Raw genomic sequence first — 21,549 nt, 5'->3', positions numbered from 1 at the left:
GTGTCAGCCCGCGGCGACCGCGATCTCGTTCGGGGTCACGTCGAGCTCACCGGTCGCCACGACATCACCGGTGGTGAGGTCGACGGCGTGGACGCTGTTCGCGGCCGGTTCCGTGACGTAGGCGATGGAGCCGGAGATGACGATGGCGGGGTGCGGGTCCTGCCACTCGACCGGTCCCTCCCACGCCTCGATGACGGGGAACGACTCGACGATCTCGGATGCGGCGGGGTCGAGCACGTGGATCGAGCCGTCGCTGCCGAGGATGTAGGCGAGGTCATCCGGTCCGCGCGCGATGTCGCGGAAGGTGTACTCGGCACCGTCGGGAAGTTCGACGACCTCGAGAGTCTGGGCGGCCGTGTCGATCACCGTGACGGCGCTGAGCAGGTAACCCTCCGCGTCGGGGTCGTCCTTGTAGTCGCCGACGACGATCGGGCTGGTCTCGCTCACGTAGGCGTTGCCCATCCGCCCGTAGGGCTGATCGGGCGCGTCGAGCTTCACGATCTCACCGTCGGAGTAGACGAGCGCACCGTTCTCGCACCCGAACACGACGGCTTCGTTCGCGGCGGTCCCTTCACCGTGCACGCCGGGGCACTGGTCGCTCTGCGCGACCACGGCACCCGACGCGTCCTGCACCGTGATGCCGTTGCGTCCGTCGGCGTTACCGACGGTGGTGAGGAACGTGCCGTCCTCCAGGATCACGGATACGCCGTGGTGCGCCTCGACGCCCTCGATCGTCTCGGTCTCCGGCATCGCATCCGACGCCAGGTCTGCCGTGTCGAAGACGGTCGTGTCACTGGTGCCGTCGGCGTAGAGGACCGTCTTGCCGCCGTGTCGCACGACGTGTCCGGGGGCGTCGGCGGAGAACACGAGGTCGGTGAGCACGGGATCGTCGCCGGAGCCCGCGCCGGTGTCGAGCACCTGGAATCCCTCGCTCATCGTGACCATGACGTGCCGGTCGTCCCCGGCGGGATTGAGCCGAGTGAACTCCTCGGAGTCGACGTCGGCGACCGGCTCGAGGGTCTCACCGTCGAGTACGACGATGCCGCCTTCGTAGGCGACGGCGAGGCGTGGACCGGACGTGGCGGTCGAGCTCGAGCTGGTGCCGGCCTCGGGCGCGGAGCCGGCGGCGCCGTCTCCGGACGAGCAGGCCGCGAGGGTGGTGACCGCTCCGATCGCCAGCGCGGTGATGCCCGCGCGGCGGAGATGGGAAGTACGCATGGATGCCTCTTTCTTCTTTCCTTGGTGGTGGCGGGCTGTCACGCGGGAGAGCCCTGTGGTGATGCGCTGCGTGTTGGCGCGCATCATGGTCAGGTAGTCGGGGGCACCGCCTCCCGCTTCGGTGAGCGATTCGGTGAACAGCTCGACGACCTCGACGTGCACGTTCGCCTCGCTCGCGAGGGCCTGCACGAGGCGGTCGGGCGAGGACGACTCCGCGAAGATCGCGGGAACCCCGGTCTCCTCAACGGCGGTGACGAGGTCGGCGAGATCGGATGCCGACGGCGCGGCGAGCGTGGTTCCCCCGGGGATGACGGCACCGACCACCTCGAAGTCGAAGCGCTGCGCGAGGTAACCGAAGACGTGATGATTCGTGACGAGAGCTCGTCGTTCGCGCGGGATCGCCGCGAACGCGTCGGCCATCTCCGCGTCGAGCCGGTCGAGCTCGTCTCGGTAGGCAAGGCTGTGGGTTTCGACACGGGTGGCATCGACGCCGTCGAGTTCGGCGATCACGGGTGAGAGGGCGTCGACGACGTCGAGCATCCGGCCCGGGTCGGTCCAGAAGTGCGAGTCGGGCATTCCCGCCGCGTCGCCCTCGCTGTAGTCGAGCACGTCGATCACGTCGCCGGCGACGAACGTCGGCACGTCGCCGGCCTCAGCCGCGTCGAGGTGCTGCTGCAGGCCCTCCTCGAGACCGAGGCCGTTCGACACGATGAGGTCGGCCGAGCGCATCCGCGCCGCTTCCTTCGCGGAGATCTCGAACGAGTGCGGGTCGGCGTTGGGCTTCATCAGGGTCAACACCTCGGCCTGGTCGCCGACGAGTTCTTCGACGACGTTTCCGAGGATGTTGGTGGACGCGACGATGAGGGGGCGGTCATCCGCCGCGGGAGCGCACCCGGCGAGGCTTGCGACTGTGACGGTGACCGCGGCGAGCGCAATGGGAGAACGGAGCGACGGCATGCTCACCGTCCCGTCTCGGCGGTGAACACCGGCGGGGTGGTCGTGTCGAAGGTGCGGGCGATGCGGGCGCCGTCGGCGAAGTCGATCTCGAAGAGCCGGTGCTCGCTGGGGCCGCTCAGGTACGCCCGCTGCTGATCGGCGATCAGCGCGGGCGTGCGGCCCGCGCCGAGCGAGTCCGCCACGAGCACCTCGGTGGTGGCGAGCACCGATCCGTCGGCACCGTTCAGGACGAGCACCCGTCCCTCGGTGGTGAGCGCGAGCACGTGCTCCTTCTCATCATCCACGGCCGTCACGCTGACGAGAGGTGCGGGAGCGGGGAGCAGCGTCCAGGACGACTCGCGCGTGTCGAGCATCCAGATGGCATCCGGGCCGGCCAGGGCCGCCACCGTCGGACGGCCCTCCCGGTTGTCGAAGGCGGTGGCCGCCGGGGCGGTGGTGCCGTCAGGGTACGGGATCCGCTCGATGACCAGCTCCTCGTCCTGCACCGTCGCCAACAGGGCGCCGTCCCGGCAGCCGATCACGGCACCCACCCGCGTCGTGATGGTGCCCGACGCATCGACGCAGGGTTCCTCGAGCCCGGTCGGTGTCCCGTCGGCGGTGTAGCCGAGCACGGCGCCGGCCGATTCGCCTTCCGCCCGGGTGACCAGGGCGAAGGACCCGACGGGGACGACCATCCCGGAATGCGGGTCGGTCTCGATGCGGAATCGCTCGGTGATCTCGCCCTTCGAGAGCGCCTCGGTGTCGAGGAGCACGGCCTCGCCCGAGGCGGCGAAGAACAGCCCGGTGCCTCCGGATGTCGACAGGTTCGTCGTCCCGACCGCCGCGGGGCCCTCACCGTCGACGGCGCCGATGAGGAGCGGGTCGGCGCGGTAGTAGTGGAAGTGGTCCACGTGGTCCCACGTCCAGACCCCGCTGTCGATGACCTCGAGTCCCGCATCCGTCTCGGCGAACAGGTAGCGGCCGTCCGTGGTCATCCCGCTCGGCTCCCCGATCGCGCCGATCTCGACGACGCTCTCGTCGAGCAGATCGAGGTGCCGCACGGTTCCGCCCGGGTCGATCGTCGTGAGACCGAGTTGCGGTTCGGCTACCTCGGCGGCACCGGAGACCGCACCGTGACCATCCCCGGAGGTCGTGTCATCGGTGCCGTCGACGCTGGCTGAGCCGCCGGTGCTGGCGGCGGGCGGTGCACCGGCACAGGCGGTGAGGCCGAGCGCGAGGCCACTGGCCACGGTGAGGGAGATAAGGCGGGAGGGCACGAAGTCCTTTCAGGACGTGGTGGTCAGCGAGGTGGTGGTCGGGCACGTGGCGGTCGAGCCGCGCTGATCAGGCGGCCGCGGTCACCGCCGAAGCGGACCGCGATGATCGCAGGCGGTCGGAGACCGCTCGATACAGCCAGGAGGCACCGGCGAGAGAGATGGCGGCCGCCGCGACCGAGGCCCCTGCGGCGGTCGCCGCATGCCACGACACGAGCAACCCGGTAACGACGGCGGCGATCCCGAATACGGCGGCGAGGAGCATCCGGGAGGGGATGCGGGTGGTCCAGTGCCCGGCCGCGACCGCAGGAGCGAGCAGCAGGCCGACCACGAGGAGGGAACCGACCGCTTGATAGGACGCGACGACGGCGAGGGTGACGAGCCCCACGAGCGCGGCCTGCGCGGCACGGGGCCGCAGGCCGAGCACGGCGGCGATGCGTGGGTCGAGCGCGAGGGCGACGAGGGAGCGGTGCGCGATGGCGGCGACCACGATCCCGATCGCGGCGGCGGCGGCGAGCAGCACGAGGTCGATCGGAGCGATCGCGAGGATGTCGCCGAAGAGGATCGACGTCGCATCGGTGGCGAAGCTGCCCGAGTGGGAGATGATGATGACGCCGAGAGCGAGCATCGACACGAACAGCAGGCCGATGCTCGTGTCGTAGGAAAGCTTGCCGCGACGTTGCAGCGCCCCGATGCCGAGACTCATGACGATCGCACTGAGCGCGCCGCCTGCCAGTACAGGCAGTCCCAGCACGGTCGCGAGCGCGACGCCCGGCAGCATCCCGTGGGCGAGGGCCTCGCCCAGGAAGGCCATTCCGCGGATGACGACCCACGTGCCGACGATGCCGCACAGGATGGCGACGAGGCTGCCGCCGACGAGTGCCCGCTGAAGGAAATCCAGCGAGAACGGCTCGAGCAGGTCGGTGGCGGGGAGGGTCACGCTGCCCGACTATACCGAAATGATAATGGTTCTCATAATCGTTCCGACTCCTCCCGCCCGCCTTCTAGTGTTGAGGGGTGACGCGCTCCCCCGCCCCTTCCACCCCCGTCGTGCGCCTTCGTGGCGTGCGGGTGTCCTTCTCCGACCGGGAGGCGATCACCGATGTCGACCTCGACGTCCAACCCGGCGTCGTGACCGTGATCGCCGGTCCGAACGGGGCAGGGAAGTCCACGCTCCTGGAGGTGATCGCCGGCACGCGCTCGCCGTCGTCGGGTACGCGCACCGCCACCGACGCGATCGCCTTCGTGCCGCAACGCACCGCCGTCTCCGACCGGTTGCCGGTGACCGTGCGCGACGTGGTCACGGTCGGCGCATGGGGACGCACCGGGCCGTGGCGGCGGTTGGACACGGACTCCCGCGCCGCGATCGATGACGCTATGGACCGACTGCGGATCACAGGGTTGGCTCAACAGCCCTTCGCCTCGCTCTCCGGCGGACAGCGGCAGCGGACGCTGCTGGCGCAGGGGCTCGCCCGGAAGGCCGACCTCCTGCTGCTCGATGAGCCGACGACGGGTCTCGACGCGGACAGCGCTGACCGCATCCGTTCCGTTCTGCGCGCCGAGGCCGATCGGGGCGTGGCGGTCGTCTGCGTGTCGCACGATCCCGCCGTCATCGCCGCGGCCGACCACGTGGTCCGCCTCGCCGAGGGGCGCGTGGTCGCGCACGCCGAAGCCTGACGCGCGATAGACGCTTCTCGGCACACAATGCTGAGAACTGTACGAATTTCCCCACGCTTGCTTCCAGCACGGAGGAGACTCCAGATGGCCCTCTGGGTGAACCAGACGCGAGCAGTATCCCGCGATGGTGGGCCGGGGACGCGAGGACGGGTCATGGACTTCAACAGGCGTGTATTTCTGGGAGCGGCCGGGGCCGTCACGGCATCCGGCGTTCTGGCGGGCTGCGCGGGATTCTCCCGCCCATCCGGCTCGTCCGGCGCAGACGAGCTGAGCTTCACCACCTGGGGAAGCGAGGCGGAGGAGGCCGCGTTCCGCGCCAGCATCGCGGCGTTCGAGGAGGCGAACCCGGGCACGAGCATCACGCTCAACCTGGTGCCGTACGAGCAGATGTTCGAGAACATCGACGCGCAGCTGCAATCGAACACTGCCCCCGACGTGTTCCGCGTGGACTACAGCACCCTCGGTGCTTATTCGAGCCAGGACCAACTGCTGGACCTGAGTTCCTACTTCGACGTTGCTGATGCGGATGCCTTCATCCCGGCGTTCTGGCGGGCGGTGCAGTTCGAGGGCACCCCGTTCGGCGTGCCGCATCAGACCGACACCTCGGCGGTGCTCTACAACCGTGCGGCCTTCGAGGCGGCCGGGATCACGTCGGTTCCTGACACTCTCGAAACAGCCTGGACCTGGCAGGAGTTCGAGCAGGTGGCGCAGCAGTTGCGCGACTCGCTCCCTGCCGACCGGTATCCTTTCGCGTACAACTGGCAGCAGGCGGGTGTGACGCGCTGGCTGAGTTGGCTCTTCCAGGCCGGCGGACGGTTCCTCGAGGACGACCTGGTCACCCCGGCGATCGACTCGCCCGAGGGACGCAAGGCCCTCGACTTCACCAAGAGCTTCTTCACGAAGAACTTCGTACCCGCGAACAGCTCGGTGAAGTCGTCGACCTACGCCAGCGACAGCTTCTACTCGGAGACGTCCGCAATGCTCTTCGCCGGCAACTTCCTGCTGCCCGACGTCGACAGCTTCGCCAACTTCGAGTGGGGCGCCACTTACATGCCGCGTGACGTCCGCGCCGCCAGCGACCTCGGTGGCAACGCTCTCGTCGCCACGGCGAGTACGGAGAAAGCAGAACTCGCCGCCGAGTTCCTCGCGTTCATGGTGAGCGAGGAGCAGATGCGCAACTTCTGCGCCGCCACCACCGAACTGCCCACCCTGCAGAGCCTCGTCGGCGCAGACATCGACTTCGCCACCCGGCCGGACATCATGCCGATCTTCGTCGAGCAGGCGACGACCATTCAGGAGTCGGATGTCGCGCAACTGGCCTCCCCCGACATGGCTTCCATCAACACCGTGCTCAGCGACCAGCTCGAGCTGGCCTTCACGCAGGGGCAGAGCACCGATGAGACGCTGGCCAAGATCTCCGAGGGGATCGCGGCGGCGACCGCATGACCACGCCCGTTCTGGAGGAGGCCGCCGCCGCTCCGGGCGGGACGCCACGGGCCGCGCCGAGCCGACGACGGGCATCCCGTCGCCGAGCACTGAATGATGCGCTGGCCGGATACACCTTCCTACTGCCCAACCTCCTCCTGCTCGGGGTGTTCCTGTTCCTGCCGCTCGTCTGGGCCGTGCGGCTGAGCTTCGAGCGGACGGGAGGCTTCGGCGACGGCGAATTCGTCGGACTGGACAACTACATACGCCTGTTCGGTGACCCGATCTTCTGGCAGTCCACCCTCAACACCGCACTGTTCACTGTGCTGACGGTGCCACTCAGCATGATCATCGGATTGGCCCTCGCCGTGCTGATGAACTCGGTGCTTCCGGCACGCGGACTATTCCGCACGATCATCGTGCTGCCGATGGTGATCTCCGGCGTCGCCACGGCGCTGGTCGGGGTGCTCATCTTCGATCAGAACATCGGCATTCTCAACAAGCTGTTGCGCTTCGTCGGCCTCGGAGCGGCGCCCTGGCAGTCGGACGGCGCCGCGGCGATCCTCTCGGTCGTGCTCGTGACGTTGTGGATCCGCTGCGGCTTCAACATGCTCATCTACCTGGCCGGGCTGCAGGGCGTGTCACCGGAGCTGTACGAGTCGGCGCGTCTGGACGGCGCGGGCGCGTGGAACCAATTCCGATACATCACCGTGCCGATGGTCGGGCCGTCCACGTTCTTCCTCCTGATCATGAACGTCATCTACTCGTTCCAGGTGTTCGACATCGTCTACGTGATGACGGGCGGCGGACCCGGCTACTCCACGTCGGTGCTGGTGACCTACGCCTATCAGAACGGGTTCGTCACCCGGGACCAGGGTTACGCGGCCGCGATCGGCATCGTGCTCCTCCTCATCACCCTCACCTTCACCTTCGTGCAGTGGCGAGCCAGCCGCACCCGCGATCTCGTCGAATAGGCCGCGCGATGACCACCACCACGCCCACCCTGGCCGTCGCAAGCGCGGCGACATCGACCTCGCCCGCGCGCCCGCGGAAGCGCGGCCGGGGAGCACGGATCTCCTACATCGTCCGCCTCCTCGCCGCAATCGCCGTCTCCATCGTGCTGTTGTTCCCGCTGTACTGGATGATCGTCGTCGCGTTCTCGTCGAAGCAGGAGCTCCTGTCCCGGGACCTCCGGCTCTGGCCCCGCGAGTTCACGATCGCGAACTTCACGACGGTATTCGACACCTTCCCCACCGTCACCTGGTTCGGCAATTCCGTGGTCATCGCCGTTTTCGTCACGGCGCTCACGGTGCTCGTCAACCTGCTCGCCGGTTACGCGTTCGCGCGCCTGCGCTTCCGCGGCAGCAATCTCCTGTTCCTGCTCGCGCTGAGCACGCTGATGCTGCCCGTGCAGGTGATCATGGTGTCGCAGTTCAAGCTCGTCACCGAACTCGGCATCTACGGGACCTACTGGGCGGTCATCCTGCCCACCGCGGCGACCGCGTTCGGCATCTTCCTCGCGCGCCAGTTCATCATCGGCATCCCCGAGGAGATCATCGAGGCCGCGCGCGTGGATGGTGCGGGCCACTTCCGGGTCTTCGCGCAGATCGTGCTCCCGCTCTGCAAGCCGCTCATCGCCGTGCTCATTCTGCTCACGTTCCTCTCCACCTGGAACGACTTCGCCTGGCCGCTGATCGCGCTGAAGCAGAGCGAGCTGTACACCCTGCCGATCGGGCTGCTCTTCCTCAAGGGGCAGTACGGCACCGATTACGGCGCGATCATGGCCCTCGCGCTCGTGTCGGTGCTTCCGATGATCATCGTGTTCCTCGTTTTCCAGCGCTACTTCGTGCAGGGCTTCGCGCGGAGCGGCATCAAGTAGGGCGCCGTCAGGGGGTCCGGACGCCACGCCGTTCCGGGCTCCCGTCGAATGGTGGGGTGTGCCCGACGGCTGCTCCGCCGACGGGGAGCGGCGCAACCACTCGTGAGTCGAAGCGGACGGCGACGATACCCGCCACGATGAGCACTCCGCCCACGAGCTGCAGCGCCGTCAGCTCCTCACCGAGCAGCAACCACGCCCACGCGCCCGCGGCGGCAACCTCGAGCAGGCCGGTGAACGAGGCGAGGCGACTGCCGAGCATCGAGCTCGCCGTGATCCCCGATCCGTACGCGATCGCCGTGGCGATGACGCCGACCACCGCCATCGGCACCCACCACGGCACCGTATTCCCGAGCACCGTGACGTCGGCGGTGGATGCGGTGAACGGCACGAGCCCGGTGAGGCCGAGAAGGCCGAGCAGCACCGCCGCGACGAGGAGGCCCGCGGCCGCCAGCGCCAGCGGGGGGAGGTCGTCCGTCTCCCACGCGGCGATCGCGAAGTAGCCCGCGCAGCCGACCATCGCGCCGAGCGCGAGGAGGACGCCGATCGGGTCCACAGCGCCGCCGCCCGACGGCGACACCACGAGAGCGAGGCCGGCGGCCGCCGCCACCGACCCGAGGAGCACCGGCAGCGCAGGCCGCCGCCGCGTGACGGCCCAGGCCACCGCGACAAGCAGCAACGGCGCCATGAACTCGATGAGGATCGCGGTGCCCACGGGGATCCTCTCAATGGCGCCGAAATACAGCACCTGTGCACCGGCGACGCCTACGAGCGCCATTCCCAGCACACGCCGCCACGCGTGCACCACGGGCCGCAGGTCGCCTCGCAGTTGTACGAGCGCGACAGGTGTGAGGAGTAAGCCGCCGATGACGGCGCGCACTGTCACCGCGGCGACCGGGCTCCAGCCCGCCGCGAGCAACGGCTTCACGAACGCGCCCGAGAGACCGAAGGACGCGGCGGCAACGACCGCGAGTACGAGGCCAGTGGTGAGGTGGCGGCGCTCCATGGTGCACTCGTTCCGTCAGAGGTGAATGAGCTGATGGTCCTGACGCTAGACTCGTAGGTGATAAGGAGTCAAATTGCTTTTTGCCCCTGACACGGAGGACGTGCTCGTGTTCGACGCCGTCGTCCTCAACACGGTCGCCGGCGCCAGCCGCTCCGGCGAGGACGAGTTGATGGAACCGGGCCACCTGACCGACTTGCTGACACGCCATGGCTTCTCGGGCCGCTTCGACAGGGACGACCGCGAGCTGCAGGAGGTGCGACGCGCCCGCGCACGGCTCCGCACCATCTGGTCGCTCGACCGCGACGCCATGGTCGACCCGGTCAACGAGCTGCTCGCTCGCCACCGCGCCTCCCCGCGGCTCGTGCGGCACGACGATCTCGACTGGCATTTGCACGCGACGCCGCAGGACGCACCACTCGCCGACCGGATCCTCGTGGAGGCCGCGATGGCGCTCGTCGACGTGATTCGCTCCGACGCGGCCGACCGCCTGCGCGCGTGCGCTGCCGATGACTGCGACGGCGTACTCGTCGACCTCTCCCGCAACGGATCCAAGCGGTTCTGCAGCGTCCGTTGCGGCAACCGCATGAACATGCTCGCATTCCGCGAACGCCAAGCACGGGATCCGCTCGGCTGACGGGGCGGGGAACCGGCCCATCCACTGCGCGTGCAACGGTGGATGGGAGAGCCGCGGTCTATCCGGCGAGGGCGGAATCGTCGCCGTCAGCGTCGGTTACGGCGACGCAGGCGCACCGTCGCGGTGATGCCGCATCCGGCGAAGAGCGCGATGCCCCCGGCGATCACGAGCAGCGGACTCGTCCAGCCGTTCGTGGCCTCGTATGCCGCACCCACGGCGGTCGGGGCGACGGACGCAAGGGCGTAACCGACGCCCTGCACCATGGCGGAGAGCCGCCGGGCGTGCGGATCGGAGACGGCGAGCTGCACCACGATCATGAAGACCAGGGTGATGCCGCCGCCCTGAGCCACACCGCCGAGTAGCGCCCACGCCGCCCAGCCGTCGGGGGCGAAGATGAGGCCGAGCGGGATGGTCGACCAGAGCGCGCTGAGGGTGATCATGGCGGGCAGGACACCCGCGCGCGAGGCCAGGATCGGTATGCCCAGCGCGCCAACCACGGCGGCGATCTGGAAGATCGACGAGCTCGATCCGGCCGCCGCGCTCGACAGGCCTTGCTCGTCGGAGAGCAGCTGCGGGAACCACGCCGTCATGCCGTAGTAGGAGAACGACTGTCCCGCGAAGGCGAGAGCGAGCAGGATCGCTGTGACGCTGCGCCAGGTGGAGCTCTGGGCGGCCGTGCGGGCCAGGTCCACCGGCCGGGTCGACACGGCCACCGTCTCGATCGCTCCGGTCTCGACGGCGGGGCGGATCGGCCCCCACCTCATCGCCGCTCGCGGACCCACGGCGCCCAGCCACGCGACCGCCGCGAGAACGGCGAAGGCGACCCAGGTGCCCAGCGCGGTGCGCCAGCCGAACGCTTCCGCGATCGGTGCGGTGGCGATCGACGTGATCATCGAACCGACGTTGAGCGCTGACGTGTACAGACCGGTCACGAGGCCCACCCGGGACGGGTCGACATCGCGCCGGATGAGCACCGGCACCACCACGTTGCCGATGGTGATGAAGACGCCCATGAGCACGGTGCCCGTGAAGACCGCGGGCGTATCACCGGACGAGCGGACGATGGTGCCGAGCGCGACGCCGAGGATGGTGATCGTGGTCGCGGCATTCGCCCCGGCACGTCCGATCAGGAATGACGCGAGCGGCGTGACGAGCGCGAAGCAGAGCACCGGGAGGCTCGTGAGGAGCCCGGCCTGGGATGCGTCGAGGTCGAGCTCTTCCGAGATCGAGCCGACGATCGGGGCGACGGCGATGATCGGGCCGCGGAGGAGGAATCCGATCGCGATTATGCCGAGGAGCAGCAACCACGGATGCGCTACTCGCGTGCGAATGGTGCCCTCCCGGAGATCGTGGCCATCGATCACCCTACGGGTTCGTGGCGCGCGCGGCAGACGCAAAGGCCGTCTAACGGCCGGCGTTATTCTGTGTCGACGCGGGCGGCTCCGCTTCCGTGGCGCTCTGGTCCGAGTGAAATGCGGGGTCGGCCGTCTGCTTCAGAAGCATGCGGAAAATCCACACGTTCGACGCCAATGCGGTGAGGATCACAACCATGAGCAGCCATCCGGGGGCCCATCCGAACACAATGTCCGATACCCAGAAAAGGCCAACTATTGCGAGTACCCCAAGTAGCACCCATGACGAGCGCGACTGCTGAAGGAACCCTGACATGGCCCCATCGTCACATGAACTAGGAGTGCGCCCGTAGAGCGGGTCGAATGAACGCTCTCGAAAAGGGGAGGACAACGGAGGAAAAAGATACTTCAGCGCCCATCGTCGGATTGCTCCGCGGTGGATTCTCGGAGCTGGCGCGAGTCCGTCTTCCGGACGCCGACATGACGCACGCATCCGGAGCGATTGAACGGTACGAATAGTGCGACGACGTATCTAGCGAACGATCATGGTCGATAGTCCTCGGGCCGCTGAGGCGGAATGTCGGGGCGCAACAGCGGCGCATTAGTTCGCTCAGGTTGAGCAGCGCTCAACGCCGATCCCAGAACCCCGAGACCTACCTCGACCACACGCAATAAGACGCGGCTGGCTACGCGGGCGAATCTCCACAATCTGGATCGCATCAGTGCCTCCTTCTCCTTGGTACACCTTCCGCAGAGAAACCGCGTCAAACTCACCCGATCCGCTCCTCACTCGAGTGCGGAGTTGGGTCCCGAACGGCCACATCCCGCGGGTTCGGACGCCGTCGTGCTCGAGCATGACACAGTCGAAGTTTCAATCGGCCGGCGCCCGCGCGGAGCGCCCCGCTCCTTCCGGAAGGCACACCGACGGCGGTATCGTGCACGGGATGACCGCGCTCCACTCCCCCGCCCGCCGCCCCGCCGGAATGCGCTGACCCGCGATGGACGCCGCCCCTTCCCTCGACCTCCGGGCTGTTCAGGCCCGCACAGTGCGCGTGCTCGTGCTCGGCCAGATCCTCGGCGGGCTCGCCATCGGGTCGACCCTGTCGATCGGGGCGGTGCTCGCGACGGAGGTCTCCGGTTCGGAGGCGTGGGCGGGTGCCGCGGCGACCATGAGCACGCTGGGCGCGGGTCTCGTGGCGATTCCCCTCGCGCGGGTGGCGAGCGCGCGTGGTCGGCGGGTGTCCCTCACCGCCGGGGTGCTCGCCGCAGCGCTCGGCGCCGTACTCACCGTCGTCGCGACGATGATCACCTCCTTCCCCCTCCTGCTGCTCGGCTTCGCCCTGCTCGGAAGCGGTGCGGCGGTGAACCTGCAGTCGCGATTCGCCGCCACCGACGTCGCCAGCGCGCAGCACCGCGGCCGCGACCTGTCGATCGTGGTCTGGTCGGCCACCATCGGCGCGGTGGCCGGACCGAACCTGTTCGGACCGGGCGCCGCGATCGCCGACGCGCTCGGCATGCCGCCCCTCACGGGATCGTTCGTCATCGCCGTGGTCGCGCAGGTGCTCACCGCGCTCGTCTTCTTCGTCGGCCTCCGCCCTGACCCGCTGCTGGCGAGCAGAACCCTCCTCGCGACCGCACCCGTGGTGACTGAGCACGGGGCCGTGCGGGTGCGGTCGCTCGTGATCTTCGCGATCGCCGTCATCGGGGTGAGTCACGCCGTGATGGTGTCGGTCATGTCGATGACGCCGGTGCACCTCGTCCATCACGGCGCGGCACTCACCGTCATCGGTCTCACGATCAGCCTGCATGTCGCCGGCATGTTCGCGCTCTCCCCGGTGTTCGGCTGGCTCAGCGACCGCGTGGGACGGGTGCCCACGATCCTGCTGGGCCAGGTGCTGTTCGCGATCGCCCTGATCACCGTCGCCGTCGGCTCGGCGAGCACGACACTGGTGACGGTCGGACTCGTGTTCCTCGGCCTCGGCTGGAGCGCATCCACCGTGTCCGGATCGGCCCTCGTGGCCGACCTCGTTCCGGGGTCGGCGCGCACCCGGGTACAGGGGCGTACCGACCTGGTGATGAACTTCTCCGGGGCGATCGGGGGTGCGACGGCCGGTCCGGTGCTCGCTCTCCTCGGTTATTCCGGTCTCGCGGGAGCCGCCGGTGTGCTGGTGGTAGCCAGCGCCGTCGCGTGCCTCGTTCTGATCTTCAGGGCCGGATCGCCCGCGACACCACCGGCCACCCGGTCGACGGAGGCGTCCGCGACCACCGCGACCTAGCGATCGGACGCGACTTTCGGTCTCCGTCCATCAGACGCGATCGAGCGCCTCGCGGATGCTGGCCGACCACTCCGCCGGAGCTTCCGCCGCCGGTGCCGCGGGCATCCGGCCTAGCCCGTCGGGATGCGGGATGGCCGACAGGAGAGCCCGCGTGTAGGGGTGCACGGGGTCGGCCCAGATCGTCTCGCTGCGCCCGGACTCCACGATCCGCCCGCGATACATGACCGCGGTGCGGTCGGCGATCACGCGCACCACCGACAGGTCGTGGGAGATGAACAGCATGCCCGCGCCGGCGTCGAGGCAGAGCTGACGCATGAGTCCGGCAACCGCCGCCTGGCTCGAGGCGTCGAGGGCCGAGATCGGCTCGTCGGCGACGATGAGGTCGGGTCGCGCGGCCAGCGCGCGGGCGATGGCGATGCGCTGACGCTGGCCGCCGGAGAACTGGTGCGGGAAGCGGGACGCCATCGCCGCATCGAGTCCCACCGCCTCCAGCCACTCCTGCGGCGTGGACCCGGCCGCGCCGCGCAAGCGTGCGGCGGCGATCCCGTCAGCGATCTGCGCATCCACGCGCTTGCGCGGGTTGAGCGAGGAGTTGGGATCCTGAAACACCATCTGGATTGCCGTGAAGCGTTGAGGCCGCCGACGCAGCCCGAGTGGCGGGACGGTCTCGCCCCGGTAGTCCACCGTCCCCGACGCCGGCTTCTCCATGCCCACGACCGCCCGGGCGGTGCTCGACTTGCCGCATCCGCTCTCGCCGACGAGCGCCAGCACCTCGCCGGGCTCGATGGTCAGCCCGATGCCGTCGACGGCGCGCACGGTCGTGCGTCCGGCGTACTCGACCACCAGGTCGTCGATACTCAGCAATGCGCTCATTCGACGTCCGTCCCCTCGGGGTTCGTCCCCGGCCCGTCGGGCATCGCGGCGAGGAGCGTGCGGGTGTACTCGTGCGCCGGGGAACGGAACACCTGCTCCCGCGTGCCCGCCTCCACGACGACGCCGTGCCGCATCACCGCCACGTCGTCGGCGATCGCGCTCATCACCCCGAGATCGTGGGTGACGAGCAGCACCGCGAGGTCGCGCTCGATCGCGAGATTTCGCAGCAGGTGCAGAACGCCGGCCTGAACGGTCACGTCGAGCGCGGTGGTCGGTTCATCGGCGAGCAGCACGTCGGGGTCGCAGGCCAGCGCCACCGCGATCGCGATGCGCTGCCGTTGTCCACCCGAGAACTGGTGCGGGTAGCGGTGCAGCGCACCCTCCGGGTCGGGCACCCGCACGCGGTCGAGCAACTCGGCGGCGCGGGCCTTGGCGGCACGCCGGTCGAGTCGCAGGTGGCGGCGCATGTGATCGGTGAGCTGATGGCCGACGGTGAGCTGGGGATGGAGGCTCGCCGACGGGTCCTGGAACACCATCGCGATGCGGCGTCCCCGCACCTCGTTGAGCTGCTTGCGGCGCAGACCCACGAGTTCGGTGGTCCCGAGTCGGATGGATCCGCTCACGCTGGCGGTGCGGGGCAGGAGCCCGAGCACCGACATCGCGGTCACGGTCTTGCCCGACCCCGACTCGCCCGCGAGTCCCTGCACCCGTCCGGCACGGAGATCGAGCGTGACGTCGTGCACCACGGGGGTCGACCCGAACGCGATGCGGAGCCCGTCGATGGCGAGGACCGTCGCGCTCATGAGGCCGCCGCCGTTCCGCTCGGCGCCGCGTCCGACTTCGCCGTGGGTGCCGTGGCGACGCCGGCCGCCTGGCGCTCGCCGCTCGACACCGGGTCGAGCACGTCGCGCAGGGAATCGCCGATGAAGTTGAAGGCGAGCACCACCGTGAGGATCGCGAGCCCGGGGAAGGCGCCGATCCACCACGCGTCGAAGTTCTGGATGGCGCTCGAGATCATCGAGCCCCACTCGGCCGTGGGCGGCTGCGCGCCGAGCCCCAGGAAGGAGAGCCCGGAGAGCAGCAGGATCGCGGTTCCCACGTCGAGCGTGGCGAGCACGACCACGGGCCCGGCGATGTTCGGGAGGATGTCGACGAGCAGCGAGCGCAGCGGGGAGAAGCCGAGCAGCCGGCCGGCGAGCACATAGTTCTGCTGGCGCAGCCCGAGCACGAGACTGCGGGTGACTCGCGCGTAGGCCGGCCAGGACACGACGATCGCGGCGAGCACCGCGTTGAACAGCGACGGGCCGAGCGACGCCGCGACGACCATGGCGAGGATCACCGTCGGGAACGCCATGACGAGGTCGGTCACCCGCATGAGCACCTCGTCGATCCAGCCGCCGAAGTAGCCCGCGACCGCGCCGAGCACCGTGCCGAGAACCAGGGAGACGGCGACCAGCAGCAGCGCGAGCGGGATGGTGACGCTCGCCCCGGTCATCAAGCGGGAGAACACATCGCGGCCCACCGCATCCGTTCCGAGCAGGGTGTCGACGCCGGGTTCCTGCAGTCGCGGCAGCCCCTGCGCGTTCGGCTCGTACGGCACCCAGAGCGGAGCGGTGATCGCCACGATCACCCAGGCGATCGCGATCACGATGCCGAGGATGGCGAGCGGGGAGACCCAGGCGCGCGGAATCGGAAGCCGGCGTCGGCGGATCATCCGAGCCTCACCCGCGGATCGAGGAAGCCGTAGAGGAGGTCGACGACGAAGTTGACCACCAGGTAGATGACTCCGACGACGAGACCGACCCCCATCACTCCGGGGAGGTCGAGGCTCGTCGCCGAATTGTAGGCGTAGGTGCCGAGGCCTGGCCACGCGAACACGGCCTCCACCAGCACGGTGCCGGAGAGCAGGGACCCGAAGGCGATCCCCACGACCGTGAGGATGGGCAGCGATGCTCCGCGCAGCACGTAGTCGAGCACGATCCGTCCGCCACCGAGGCCCTTCGCCCGGGCGGCACGCACGAAGTCCCGATCGAGCACCTCCAGCACCGACGTGCGGATGAAGCGCGTCAGCAGGCCGATGGTGAACAGGGAGAGCACGAAGACCGGCAGCGCGAGGTGGGCCATCGCGTCGAAGAAGCCCACGCTGTCCCCGTTCAGCAGGAAGTCGACCGAGTAGAGCCCGGTGACGGTGGGCGGCGGGGTGTACTGCGGCGACAGGCGGCCCGACCCGGGAGCGATCCCGAGACCGAGGAAGAAGAAGTTGAAGGCCACGAGCGCGAGCCAGAACGTGGGCACGCTGAGTCCGACGAGCGAGACCACGCGCACCACCTGGTCGGTGACGAGGCCCCGACGGTAGGCGGCGAGGGTGCCGAGCACGACGCTCACCACGAGGCTCACGAGAATCGCGCCGACGGCGATCTCGACCGTGGCCGGCACCGCAGCAGCGAGGTCGGTGGTGACGGGTCGACCCGTGGTGAGGGAGGTGCCGAGGTCGCCCTGCATCAGGTTGCCGAGGTAGGCCAGGTACTGCAGGGGCAGCGGCTGATCGAGGCCGTACCGTTCGACGTACGCGGCGACGGTCTGAGGATTACTCGCCGCGCCCTCGCCCAGCGCCGCGGCGACGGGGTCCCCGGGGACGAGGTTGGTGAGCACGAACGTCACGATCGTCACACCGAACAGCAGCAGCACCGATGTACCGAGCCGGCGGATCAGGTACCCGACGAGGGGGGACCTCGTCGGCCGCGCCGGCGCCGGAGCGTGCGCGAGCGTCATGCGATCAACTCGCGGGGCTCAATTCGGCGATGTCCATGGTCCACACCGCGTTGTACACCGCACCCTCGACTTCGTCGGTGGTCGCGATGTTCGAGCCGGGCACGATGAGCGGCACGAAGGGACCGGAGTCCTGCATCGCCGTGGCGAAGTCGGTGAAGGCCGCCTCGCGCTCGTCCGGGTTCGTCTCCGCAGCGGCCTGCGCGGCGAGTTCCGCGATCTGCGGGTTCATGTCGGCGGTCCACCCGGCACGGAGCCCGACCTTCAGACCGGGGCCGAAGGGGAGGAAGTTCGCCGAGTCGGCGTAGTCGGGACCCCAGAACCACATGCTGAAGGCCTCGGTGCCGTTGACGTAGGCGTCGAGCTCGGTGGTGAACGGTGCGGGCGCCAGTTCGACCGCGATGCCCGCGGCCTGGAGCTGGGACTGCACGCGCTCGGCGAGCGGCGTGAACTCGACGCCGCCGACCGGGTAGTCGTTGGGGTACTGCAGGCGAACAGTCTGTCCGGCGTAGCCCGACGCGGAGAGCGCGGCGGTCGCGGCGGCGAGGTCCTGCGTCACGCCGTCGTCGAGTGCACCGAGGAACGAGGTGGGGATGACGCCCGTGGCCTGGGTGGCTCCGGATCCCGCCAGCTCGAGCAGCGAGTCGTAGTCGAGGGCGTAACGCACGGCCTCGGCGAACGCGGTGTTCGCGGTGACGCCGCCCACGGCCGGGTCCTGGTTGACCAGCAGGAAGATGGTCTGGCCGGAGGGGACCGAGTCGACGGTGAGGCCGTCGGCGAGATCGGAGACCTGGTCGCCGTTGAGGTCCATGGCGACCATGGTGTCGCCGCCCTCGAGGTTGATCTTCTGCGTCGCGCTCTCGGTGACGTTGCGGATGACGACGCGGTCGTAGGCCGCCTCCTCGTCGCCCGTGTACTCCTCGTTCTTGGTGAGCACGACCTGCGACGTGAGGTCGAGCGAGTCGAGCACGAAGGGGCCGGATCCCGCGGACTCCCCGTCGAGGTAGGACTGAGCGTCGTCGGATCCGTCGATGGCGCCGCCGTTCTCCTGCACCACCTCGGAGTTCACGATGCCGAGCGCCGGGTTTGCGAGGATGGCGGGCAGCTGCAGTAGCGGAGTCTCCGTGGTGAACTTCACCGTCTCGTCATCGACCTTCTCGATGGTGACGCCCGAGAGGAGGAAGTTCGGCTTGGCGTCGACCATGCCCTGCACGCGCTGGAGCGAGAAGACGACGTCGTCCGCGTCGAGGGCGCTTCCGTCGGAGAAGACGTGGCCGTCTTCGATGGTGAAGGTGAACTCCGTCGCCTCCTCGTTCTGCTCCCAGTCGGCCAGCCCGGGAACCGGGGTGGTGACGTCGGACCCCTCGAAGTCGACGAGTGTCTCGTACAGGGCCTTCGCCACCATGTTGCCCGTGGGGTCGTAGGTGTTGCCGGGGTCACCGGTCTCGATCGAGAATGCGGTGTCGATCACCAGCGATCCGCCGCCGGATCCACCCCCCTCGGTGTTCGTGGCGGAGTTGCCTCCACCGGAGCATCCGGCGAGCGCCAGGGCCGCTACCGCGGCCGTGGCGAGGGTCGGGATACGACGGGTGCTGCGCACGGAAGTGCCTCCTGGGGGTTGTTCGCGAGCGTGGAGTTCCCGCGTCGCTGGGAATGAGAGTGTCACGAACGGCGACGGTGTGTCCAATGCGCGCGATTCGCCGCGGGGTCAGGGCATCGACACGCACACGCTCCGGTGCAGCTGTCCGTCCTTCTCGAAGTCCTCGACGAGATAGAGGAAGCCGTCGTCGCGCGTCTCGAGCACGCTCTCGGCCGATCCGGTCACCACCTGGCCGTCGTTCACCCGGGCGTGGGCGAAGCTCACCTCCACCCGGTCGCCGGTGACCCGGCCGACGAACCTCCCCGTGCTCACGGTGTCGCCCTCGTACTCGCCCCACGTGAGTGCGCCGGCTTGGTGATACGTGAACCGGGTGGGGGAATCCGGGTTCACCGTGCTCGCGGTGGAGGAGATCATCCGGAAACGCATGCCGTCGAGGATGTCCGGACGGGGGGCGGGGGCCTGTGCTGTCATCCCGATACCGTAGACCGTGAGCGCGACGACGCTCACGAAGGGGGGTTGCCGTGCCGATCATTGCTGCGCCGGAGCCCGGTTCTCTCGGGAATCGATTCCGATCGCCGGAGTCCGCGGGTCGCTCCGCCGTGCCGCACGGCGCCACGGCGCACCTCGGCCTGACCTACGCCATCGCAGAGGGCTATCGGGAGCTCGGCATGGATGTCTACGTGCCGAGCGGTCGCACCACTCCGGTGCCCTGCGTGGTGTGGATCCGCGGCGGTGCCTGGCTGAGTGGCGACCGTCGCTACTTCCCCGACATCTGGCCGCCGGGCGCGGTGCTCGACACGCTGATCTCCCGCGGGTACGCGGTGGCGACGATCGACTACCGGCATTCGCGTGAAGCGTCCTTCCCCGCGCAGCTGCACGACGTGAAGTCCGCCGTGCGATACCTGCGCCACTTCGCAGGGGAACTGGGGATCGACCCGTTGCGGTTGGCCGCGTGGGGCGAGTCGGCCGGAGGACACCTCGCCGCGCTCGTCGGGCTCGTGTCCGGGCGCTTGGACCTCGAGGGCGAGGAGGGGGTGCCGGGTACGGACAGCGGAGTCGCCGCCGTGATCGACTGGTACGGCCTGAGCGACATGACGATCATGCCGCCCTTCCACGATCCCGCCGAACTGGCGGCCTCAGGACTCGACCCTGCCGAGTACCCCGAGGAGCCCCTCGACACCGTCCTGGCGGGAATCGCCGACCGGAATGCCGCGGAGCGCGACCTCTCCCCCGTGACCCACGTCTCCGCGTCCGCGCCGCCCTTCCTCGTCGTGCACGGCGAGGCCGACGCCCTCGTGCCGCTCTCCCAGAGCGAGCTCCTGCGGGATCGCCTGCGGGCAGCCGGGTCGCGCGTCGAGTACTCGGCGGTGCCCGGTGCCGACCACGGCTGGATCGGGGCCGAGCTGGAACCGCTCGTCGACGAGGGCATCGCGTTTCTCGACTCCGTTCTTCGCCCGCGTCCCGGCTCCGCCGCACGCCTCGGGGATGACCGACCCGCTCCCGCGGATGCCGGCGGGAACGACGCTCAGCGGAGGTAGGCCGCGACGAGAAGGCTGCCGCGCACCTCCCCGAGCCGATCGACGATCCGCTCGATGAGCAGGTCCGTCACCCCGGACGCGACGATGTCGTACGGACCCAGGGGCAGCAGCTTGCCCACGCGGATGCGGATCACCTCCCATCCCGCGGCGCGCAGCAGGCGGTCCTTGCGCCGATCGATGGGCTCCCGGCGACCGACGTGCTCGAGTCCATCGCGGCCGACCGTGTCGTACTCGATCGCCACCCGGAGCTCCGGGAGGAGGATGTCGGGCCACACCTCCACATGGGAGAAGAACGGTCGCGCGACGCGGACGGCGTTCTTGCCGAGGTCGACGTCGAGCCGCGTGGCGAGACGGGCGCGGAGGTCCGCCTCGGCGCGGGAGGCGGGCTTCGGCGCCCAGCCGCTGACGAACGCCTCACCCACGGCCATCCGGTCCGCGCCAGCACGGGCATGCCGGCACACCCCGCACCGTGACCCGTCGATCACCTTCCCGACCGACGCGTCGTAGTTGCCGTGCCCCTGTGGGCACACCCACGAATAACGGGCGTCCGGCCGGGACTCCTCCGCGAGCGCGGAGCGGCGCCCGGGACTCACCAGCGCGAGAAGCGCTTCCCGGGTCATGGCGCTGCCCGACAAGTGCCGACAGAGCGGGCACGCTTCGTCGGTTTCGCTGGGCGACCCGACGCGCCGGGAATCGAGCGGATGCCCGCACCGGTACCGGTCCACCGGTGCCGCTGTCGTGACGGGCGACCGGCGTCTCGTGGCGAGCGCGGTGCAGTCCGGGCACCAGGTGGACCGGCGCCGTGATCCGCCGGGGCGTGAACGCTGCTCCTCCGGCGTGGCCACGATGCGGTGACCTGCGTCGCACACCCACACGAGCAGCACATCGGCGGCGGGCGGCACCTGGGTGAGGGTGATCCCGGAGTTCAGATCGGGGTGGTACTGCCGGATGAGCACGGGGAAGCGGCCCCATTGCTCCCGGTACGTGCCGACGGGATAGGGCACACCGGTTCCCTTGGACCACTGACGGCGTGCCCACCACGCGTCGACGCTCTCCGGCATGGCGACAGAGTAGGCACCCCCACCGACATCCGAT

The 21,549-nt window shown here is 69.3% G+C and carries 19 protein-coding genes; 7 read left to right on the top strand and 12 right to left on the bottom strand.

The genetic code is table 11. The annotated features are described in order from the left end of the window. Positions 1–3 precede the first annotated feature (3 nt). From aztD to aztB, 3 genes are all read right to left on the bottom strand, one after another. A complete protein-coding gene (aztD, locus tag EY822_RS15560) occupies positions 4–2,175 on the bottom strand; it encodes a zinc metallochaperone AztD (RefSeq protein WP_319803495.1) in 2,172 nt (723 codons plus the stop codon). A gap of 2 nt (positions 2,176–2,177) precedes the next feature. Further along, complete coding sequence (locus EY822_RS06080; RefSeq protein WP_150307451.1) at positions 2,178–3,431, bottom strand: ABC transporter; 1,254 nt, start codon at positions 3,429–3,431, stop codon at positions 2,178–2,180. 67 nt (positions 3,432–3,498) lie between these two features. Beyond that, entirely contained in the window at positions 3,499–4,368 is an 870-nt protein-coding gene (gene aztB, locus EY822_RS06075) for a zinc ABC transporter permease AztB (RefSeq protein ID WP_227497063.1), read from the bottom strand. Positions 4,369–4,445: 77 nt separating this feature from the next. Here aztB and aztA point away from each other — a divergent pair, with 77 nt between their 5' ends. The 4 genes from aztA to EY822_RS06055 all read left to right on the top strand — a co-directional run bounded on the left by aztA (position 4,446) and on the right by EY822_RS06055 (position 8,409). Next, a complete protein-coding gene (aztA, locus tag EY822_RS06070) occupies positions 4,446–5,105 on the top strand; it encodes a zinc ABC transporter ATP-binding protein AztA (RefSeq protein ID WP_150307450.1) in 660 nt (219 codons plus the stop codon). Between the two features lie 153 nt (positions 5,106–5,258). Next, complete coding sequence (locus tag EY822_RS06065; protein ID WP_150307449.1) at positions 5,259–6,551, top strand: ABC transporter substrate-binding protein; 1,293 nt, start codon at positions 5,259–5,261, stop codon at positions 6,549–6,551. Beyond that, entirely contained in the window at positions 6,548–7,504 is a 957-nt protein-coding gene (locus EY822_RS06060) for a carbohydrate ABC transporter permease (protein ID WP_150307448.1), read from the top strand. Before EY822_RS06065 ends, EY822_RS06060 begins: the two co-directional genes overlap by 4 nt. Positions 7,505–7,512: 8 nt before the next feature. Beyond that, positions 7,513–8,409, top strand: a complete 897-nt coding sequence (locus EY822_RS06055) for a carbohydrate ABC transporter permease (protein WP_150307447.1) — start codon at positions 7,513–7,515, stop codon at positions 8,407–8,409. Positions 8,410–8,416: 7 nt separating this feature from the next. On the opposite strand, the gene EY822_RS06050 is transcribed toward EY822_RS06055, so the two are convergent. Continuing rightward, a complete protein-coding gene (locus EY822_RS06050; protein WP_150307446.1) occupies positions 8,417–9,412 on the bottom strand; it encodes a DMT family transporter in 996 nt (331 codons plus the stop codon). A 73-nt stretch (positions 9,413–9,485) separates the two neighbouring features. On the opposite strand from EY822_RS06050, the gene EY822_RS06045 reads away from it, so the two are divergent. After that, positions 9,486–10,046 carry a CGNR zinc finger domain-containing protein gene (locus EY822_RS06045; RefSeq protein WP_150307445.1) on the top strand — a complete coding sequence of 187 codons (561 nt, stop codon included), beginning with the start codon at positions 9,486–9,488 and terminating at the stop codon, positions 10,044–10,046. 86 nt (positions 10,047–10,132) lie between these two features. Here the strand turns inward: EY822_RS06045 and EY822_RS06040 are convergent, their stop codons facing one another. Then, a complete protein-coding gene (locus EY822_RS06040; RefSeq protein WP_227497062.1) occupies positions 10,133–11,410 on the bottom strand; it encodes an MFS transporter in 1,278 nt (425 codons plus the stop codon). 986 nt (positions 11,411–12,396) lie between these two features. Here EY822_RS06040 and EY822_RS06035 point away from each other — a divergent pair. After that, positions 12,397–13,674, top strand: a complete 1,278-nt coding sequence (locus tag EY822_RS06035; RefSeq protein ID WP_150307443.1) for an MFS transporter — start codon at positions 12,397–12,399, stop codon at positions 13,672–13,674. Between the two features lie 30 nt (positions 13,675–13,704). Here EY822_RS06035 and EY822_RS06030 read toward each other — a convergent pair whose 3' ends face one another. The 6 genes from EY822_RS06030 to EY822_RS06005 all read right to left on the bottom strand — a co-directional run bounded on the left by EY822_RS06030 (position 13,705) and on the right by EY822_RS06005 (position 19,387). Then, complete coding sequence (locus EY822_RS06030; protein ID WP_150307442.1) at positions 13,705–14,547, bottom strand: ATP-binding cassette domain-containing protein; 843 nt, start codon at positions 14,545–14,547, stop codon at positions 13,705–13,707. After that, on the bottom strand, positions 14,544–15,350 hold the full coding sequence (locus EY822_RS06025) for an ABC transporter ATP-binding protein (protein WP_150307441.1): 807 nt from the start codon (positions 15,348–15,350) through the stop codon (positions 14,544–14,546). Before EY822_RS06025 ends, EY822_RS06030 begins: the two co-directional genes overlap by 4 nt. Continuing rightward, positions 15,347–16,261: an ABC transporter permease gene (locus EY822_RS06020; protein WP_150307440.1), complete on the bottom strand. Its 915-nt coding sequence runs from the start codon at positions 16,259–16,261 to the stop codon at positions 15,347–15,349. Before EY822_RS06020 ends, EY822_RS06025 begins: the two co-directional genes overlap by 4 nt. After that, positions 16,258–17,319, bottom strand: a complete 1,062-nt coding sequence (locus EY822_RS06015; RefSeq protein ID WP_150307439.1) for an ABC transporter permease — start codon at positions 17,317–17,319, stop codon at positions 16,258–16,260. The genes EY822_RS06020 and EY822_RS06015 overlap by 4 nt, the downstream gene beginning before the upstream one ends. 4 nt (positions 17,320–17,323) lie before the next feature. Then, on the bottom strand, positions 17,324–18,916 hold the full coding sequence (locus EY822_RS06010; RefSeq protein WP_227497061.1) for an ABC transporter substrate-binding protein: 1,593 nt from the start codon (positions 18,914–18,916) through the stop codon (positions 17,324–17,326). A 108-nt stretch (positions 18,917–19,024) separates the two neighbouring features. After that, entirely contained in the window at positions 19,025–19,387 is a 363-nt protein-coding gene (locus tag EY822_RS06005; protein ID WP_227497060.1) for a hypothetical protein, read from the bottom strand. Between the two features lie 50 nt (positions 19,388–19,437). Here EY822_RS06005 and EY822_RS06000 point away from each other — a divergent pair, with 50 nt between their 5' ends. Beyond that, positions 19,438–20,454 (top strand): alpha/beta hydrolase, encoded by a 1,017-nt coding sequence (locus EY822_RS06000; RefSeq protein ID WP_150307438.1) that lies wholly within the window; start codon positions 19,438–19,440, stop codon positions 20,452–20,454. Here EY822_RS06000 and EY822_RS05995 read toward each other — a convergent pair. Beyond that, positions 20,442–21,515 (bottom strand): hypothetical protein, encoded by a 1,074-nt coding sequence (locus tag EY822_RS05995; RefSeq protein WP_150307437.1) that lies wholly within the window; start codon positions 21,513–21,515, stop codon positions 20,442–20,444. The two genes, EY822_RS06000 and EY822_RS05995, sit on opposite strands and share 13 nt — an antisense overlap. Between the last annotated feature and the right edge of the window lie 34 nt (positions 21,516–21,549).

This window comes from Planctomonas psychrotolerans (genome assembly GCF_008642235.1).
Taxonomy (GTDB): Bacteria; Actinomycetota; Actinomycetes; order Actinomycetales; family Microbacteriaceae; genus Planctomonas; species Planctomonas psychrotolerans.
This window is presented reverse-complemented; position numbering and strand designations above follow the sequence as displayed.

What these genes read in the sequence shown, in the direction of transcription:
- EY822_RS06025 (WP_150307441.1), bottom strand. Translation starts at nt 15,350, where the DNA reads ATGAGCGCGACGGTCCTCGCCATCGACGGGCTCCGCATCGCGTTCGGG.
- aztD (WP_319803495.1), bottom strand. Translation starts at nt 2,175, where the DNA reads ATGCCGTCGCTCCGTTCTCCCATTGCGCTCGCCGCGGTCACCGTCACA.
- EY822_RS06065 (WP_150307449.1), top strand. Translation starts at nt 5,259, where the DNA reads ATGGACTTCAACAGGCGTGTATTTCTGGGAGCGGCCGGGGCCGTCACG.
- EY822_RS06030 (WP_150307442.1), bottom strand. Translation starts at nt 14,547, where the DNA reads ATGAGCGCATTGCTGAGTATCGACGACCTGGTGGTCGAGTACGCCGGA.
- EY822_RS06020 (WP_150307440.1), bottom strand. Translation starts at nt 16,261, where the DNA reads ATGATCCGCCGACGCCGGCTTCCGATTCCGCGCGCCTGGGTCTCCCCG.
- EY822_RS06050 (WP_150307446.1), bottom strand. Translation starts at nt 9,412, where the DNA reads ATGGAGCGCCGCCACCTCACCACTGGCCTCGTACTCGCGGTCGTTGCC.
- EY822_RS06055 (WP_150307447.1), top strand. Translation starts at nt 7,513, where the DNA reads ATGACCACCACCACGCCCACCCTGGCCGTCGCAAGCGCGGCGACATCG.
- EY822_RS05995 (WP_150307437.1), bottom strand. Translation starts at nt 21,515, where the DNA reads ATGCCGGAGAGCGTCGACGCGTGGTGGGCACGCCGTCAGTGGTCCAAG.
- EY822_RS06015 (WP_150307439.1), bottom strand. Translation starts at nt 17,319, where the DNA reads ATGACGCTCGCGCACGCTCCGGCGCCGGCGCGGCCGACGAGGTCCCCC.
- EY822_RS06035 (WP_150307443.1), top strand. Translation starts at nt 12,397, where the DNA reads ATGGACGCCGCCCCTTCCCTCGACCTCCGGGCTGTTCAGGCCCGCACA.
- EY822_RS06005 (WP_227497060.1), bottom strand. Translation starts at nt 19,387, where the DNA reads ATGACAGCACAGGCCCCCGCCCCCCGTCCGGACATCCTCGACGGCATG.
- EY822_RS06060 (WP_150307448.1), top strand. Translation starts at nt 6,548, where the DNA reads ATGACCACGCCCGTTCTGGAGGAGGCCGCCGCCGCTCCGGGCGGGACG.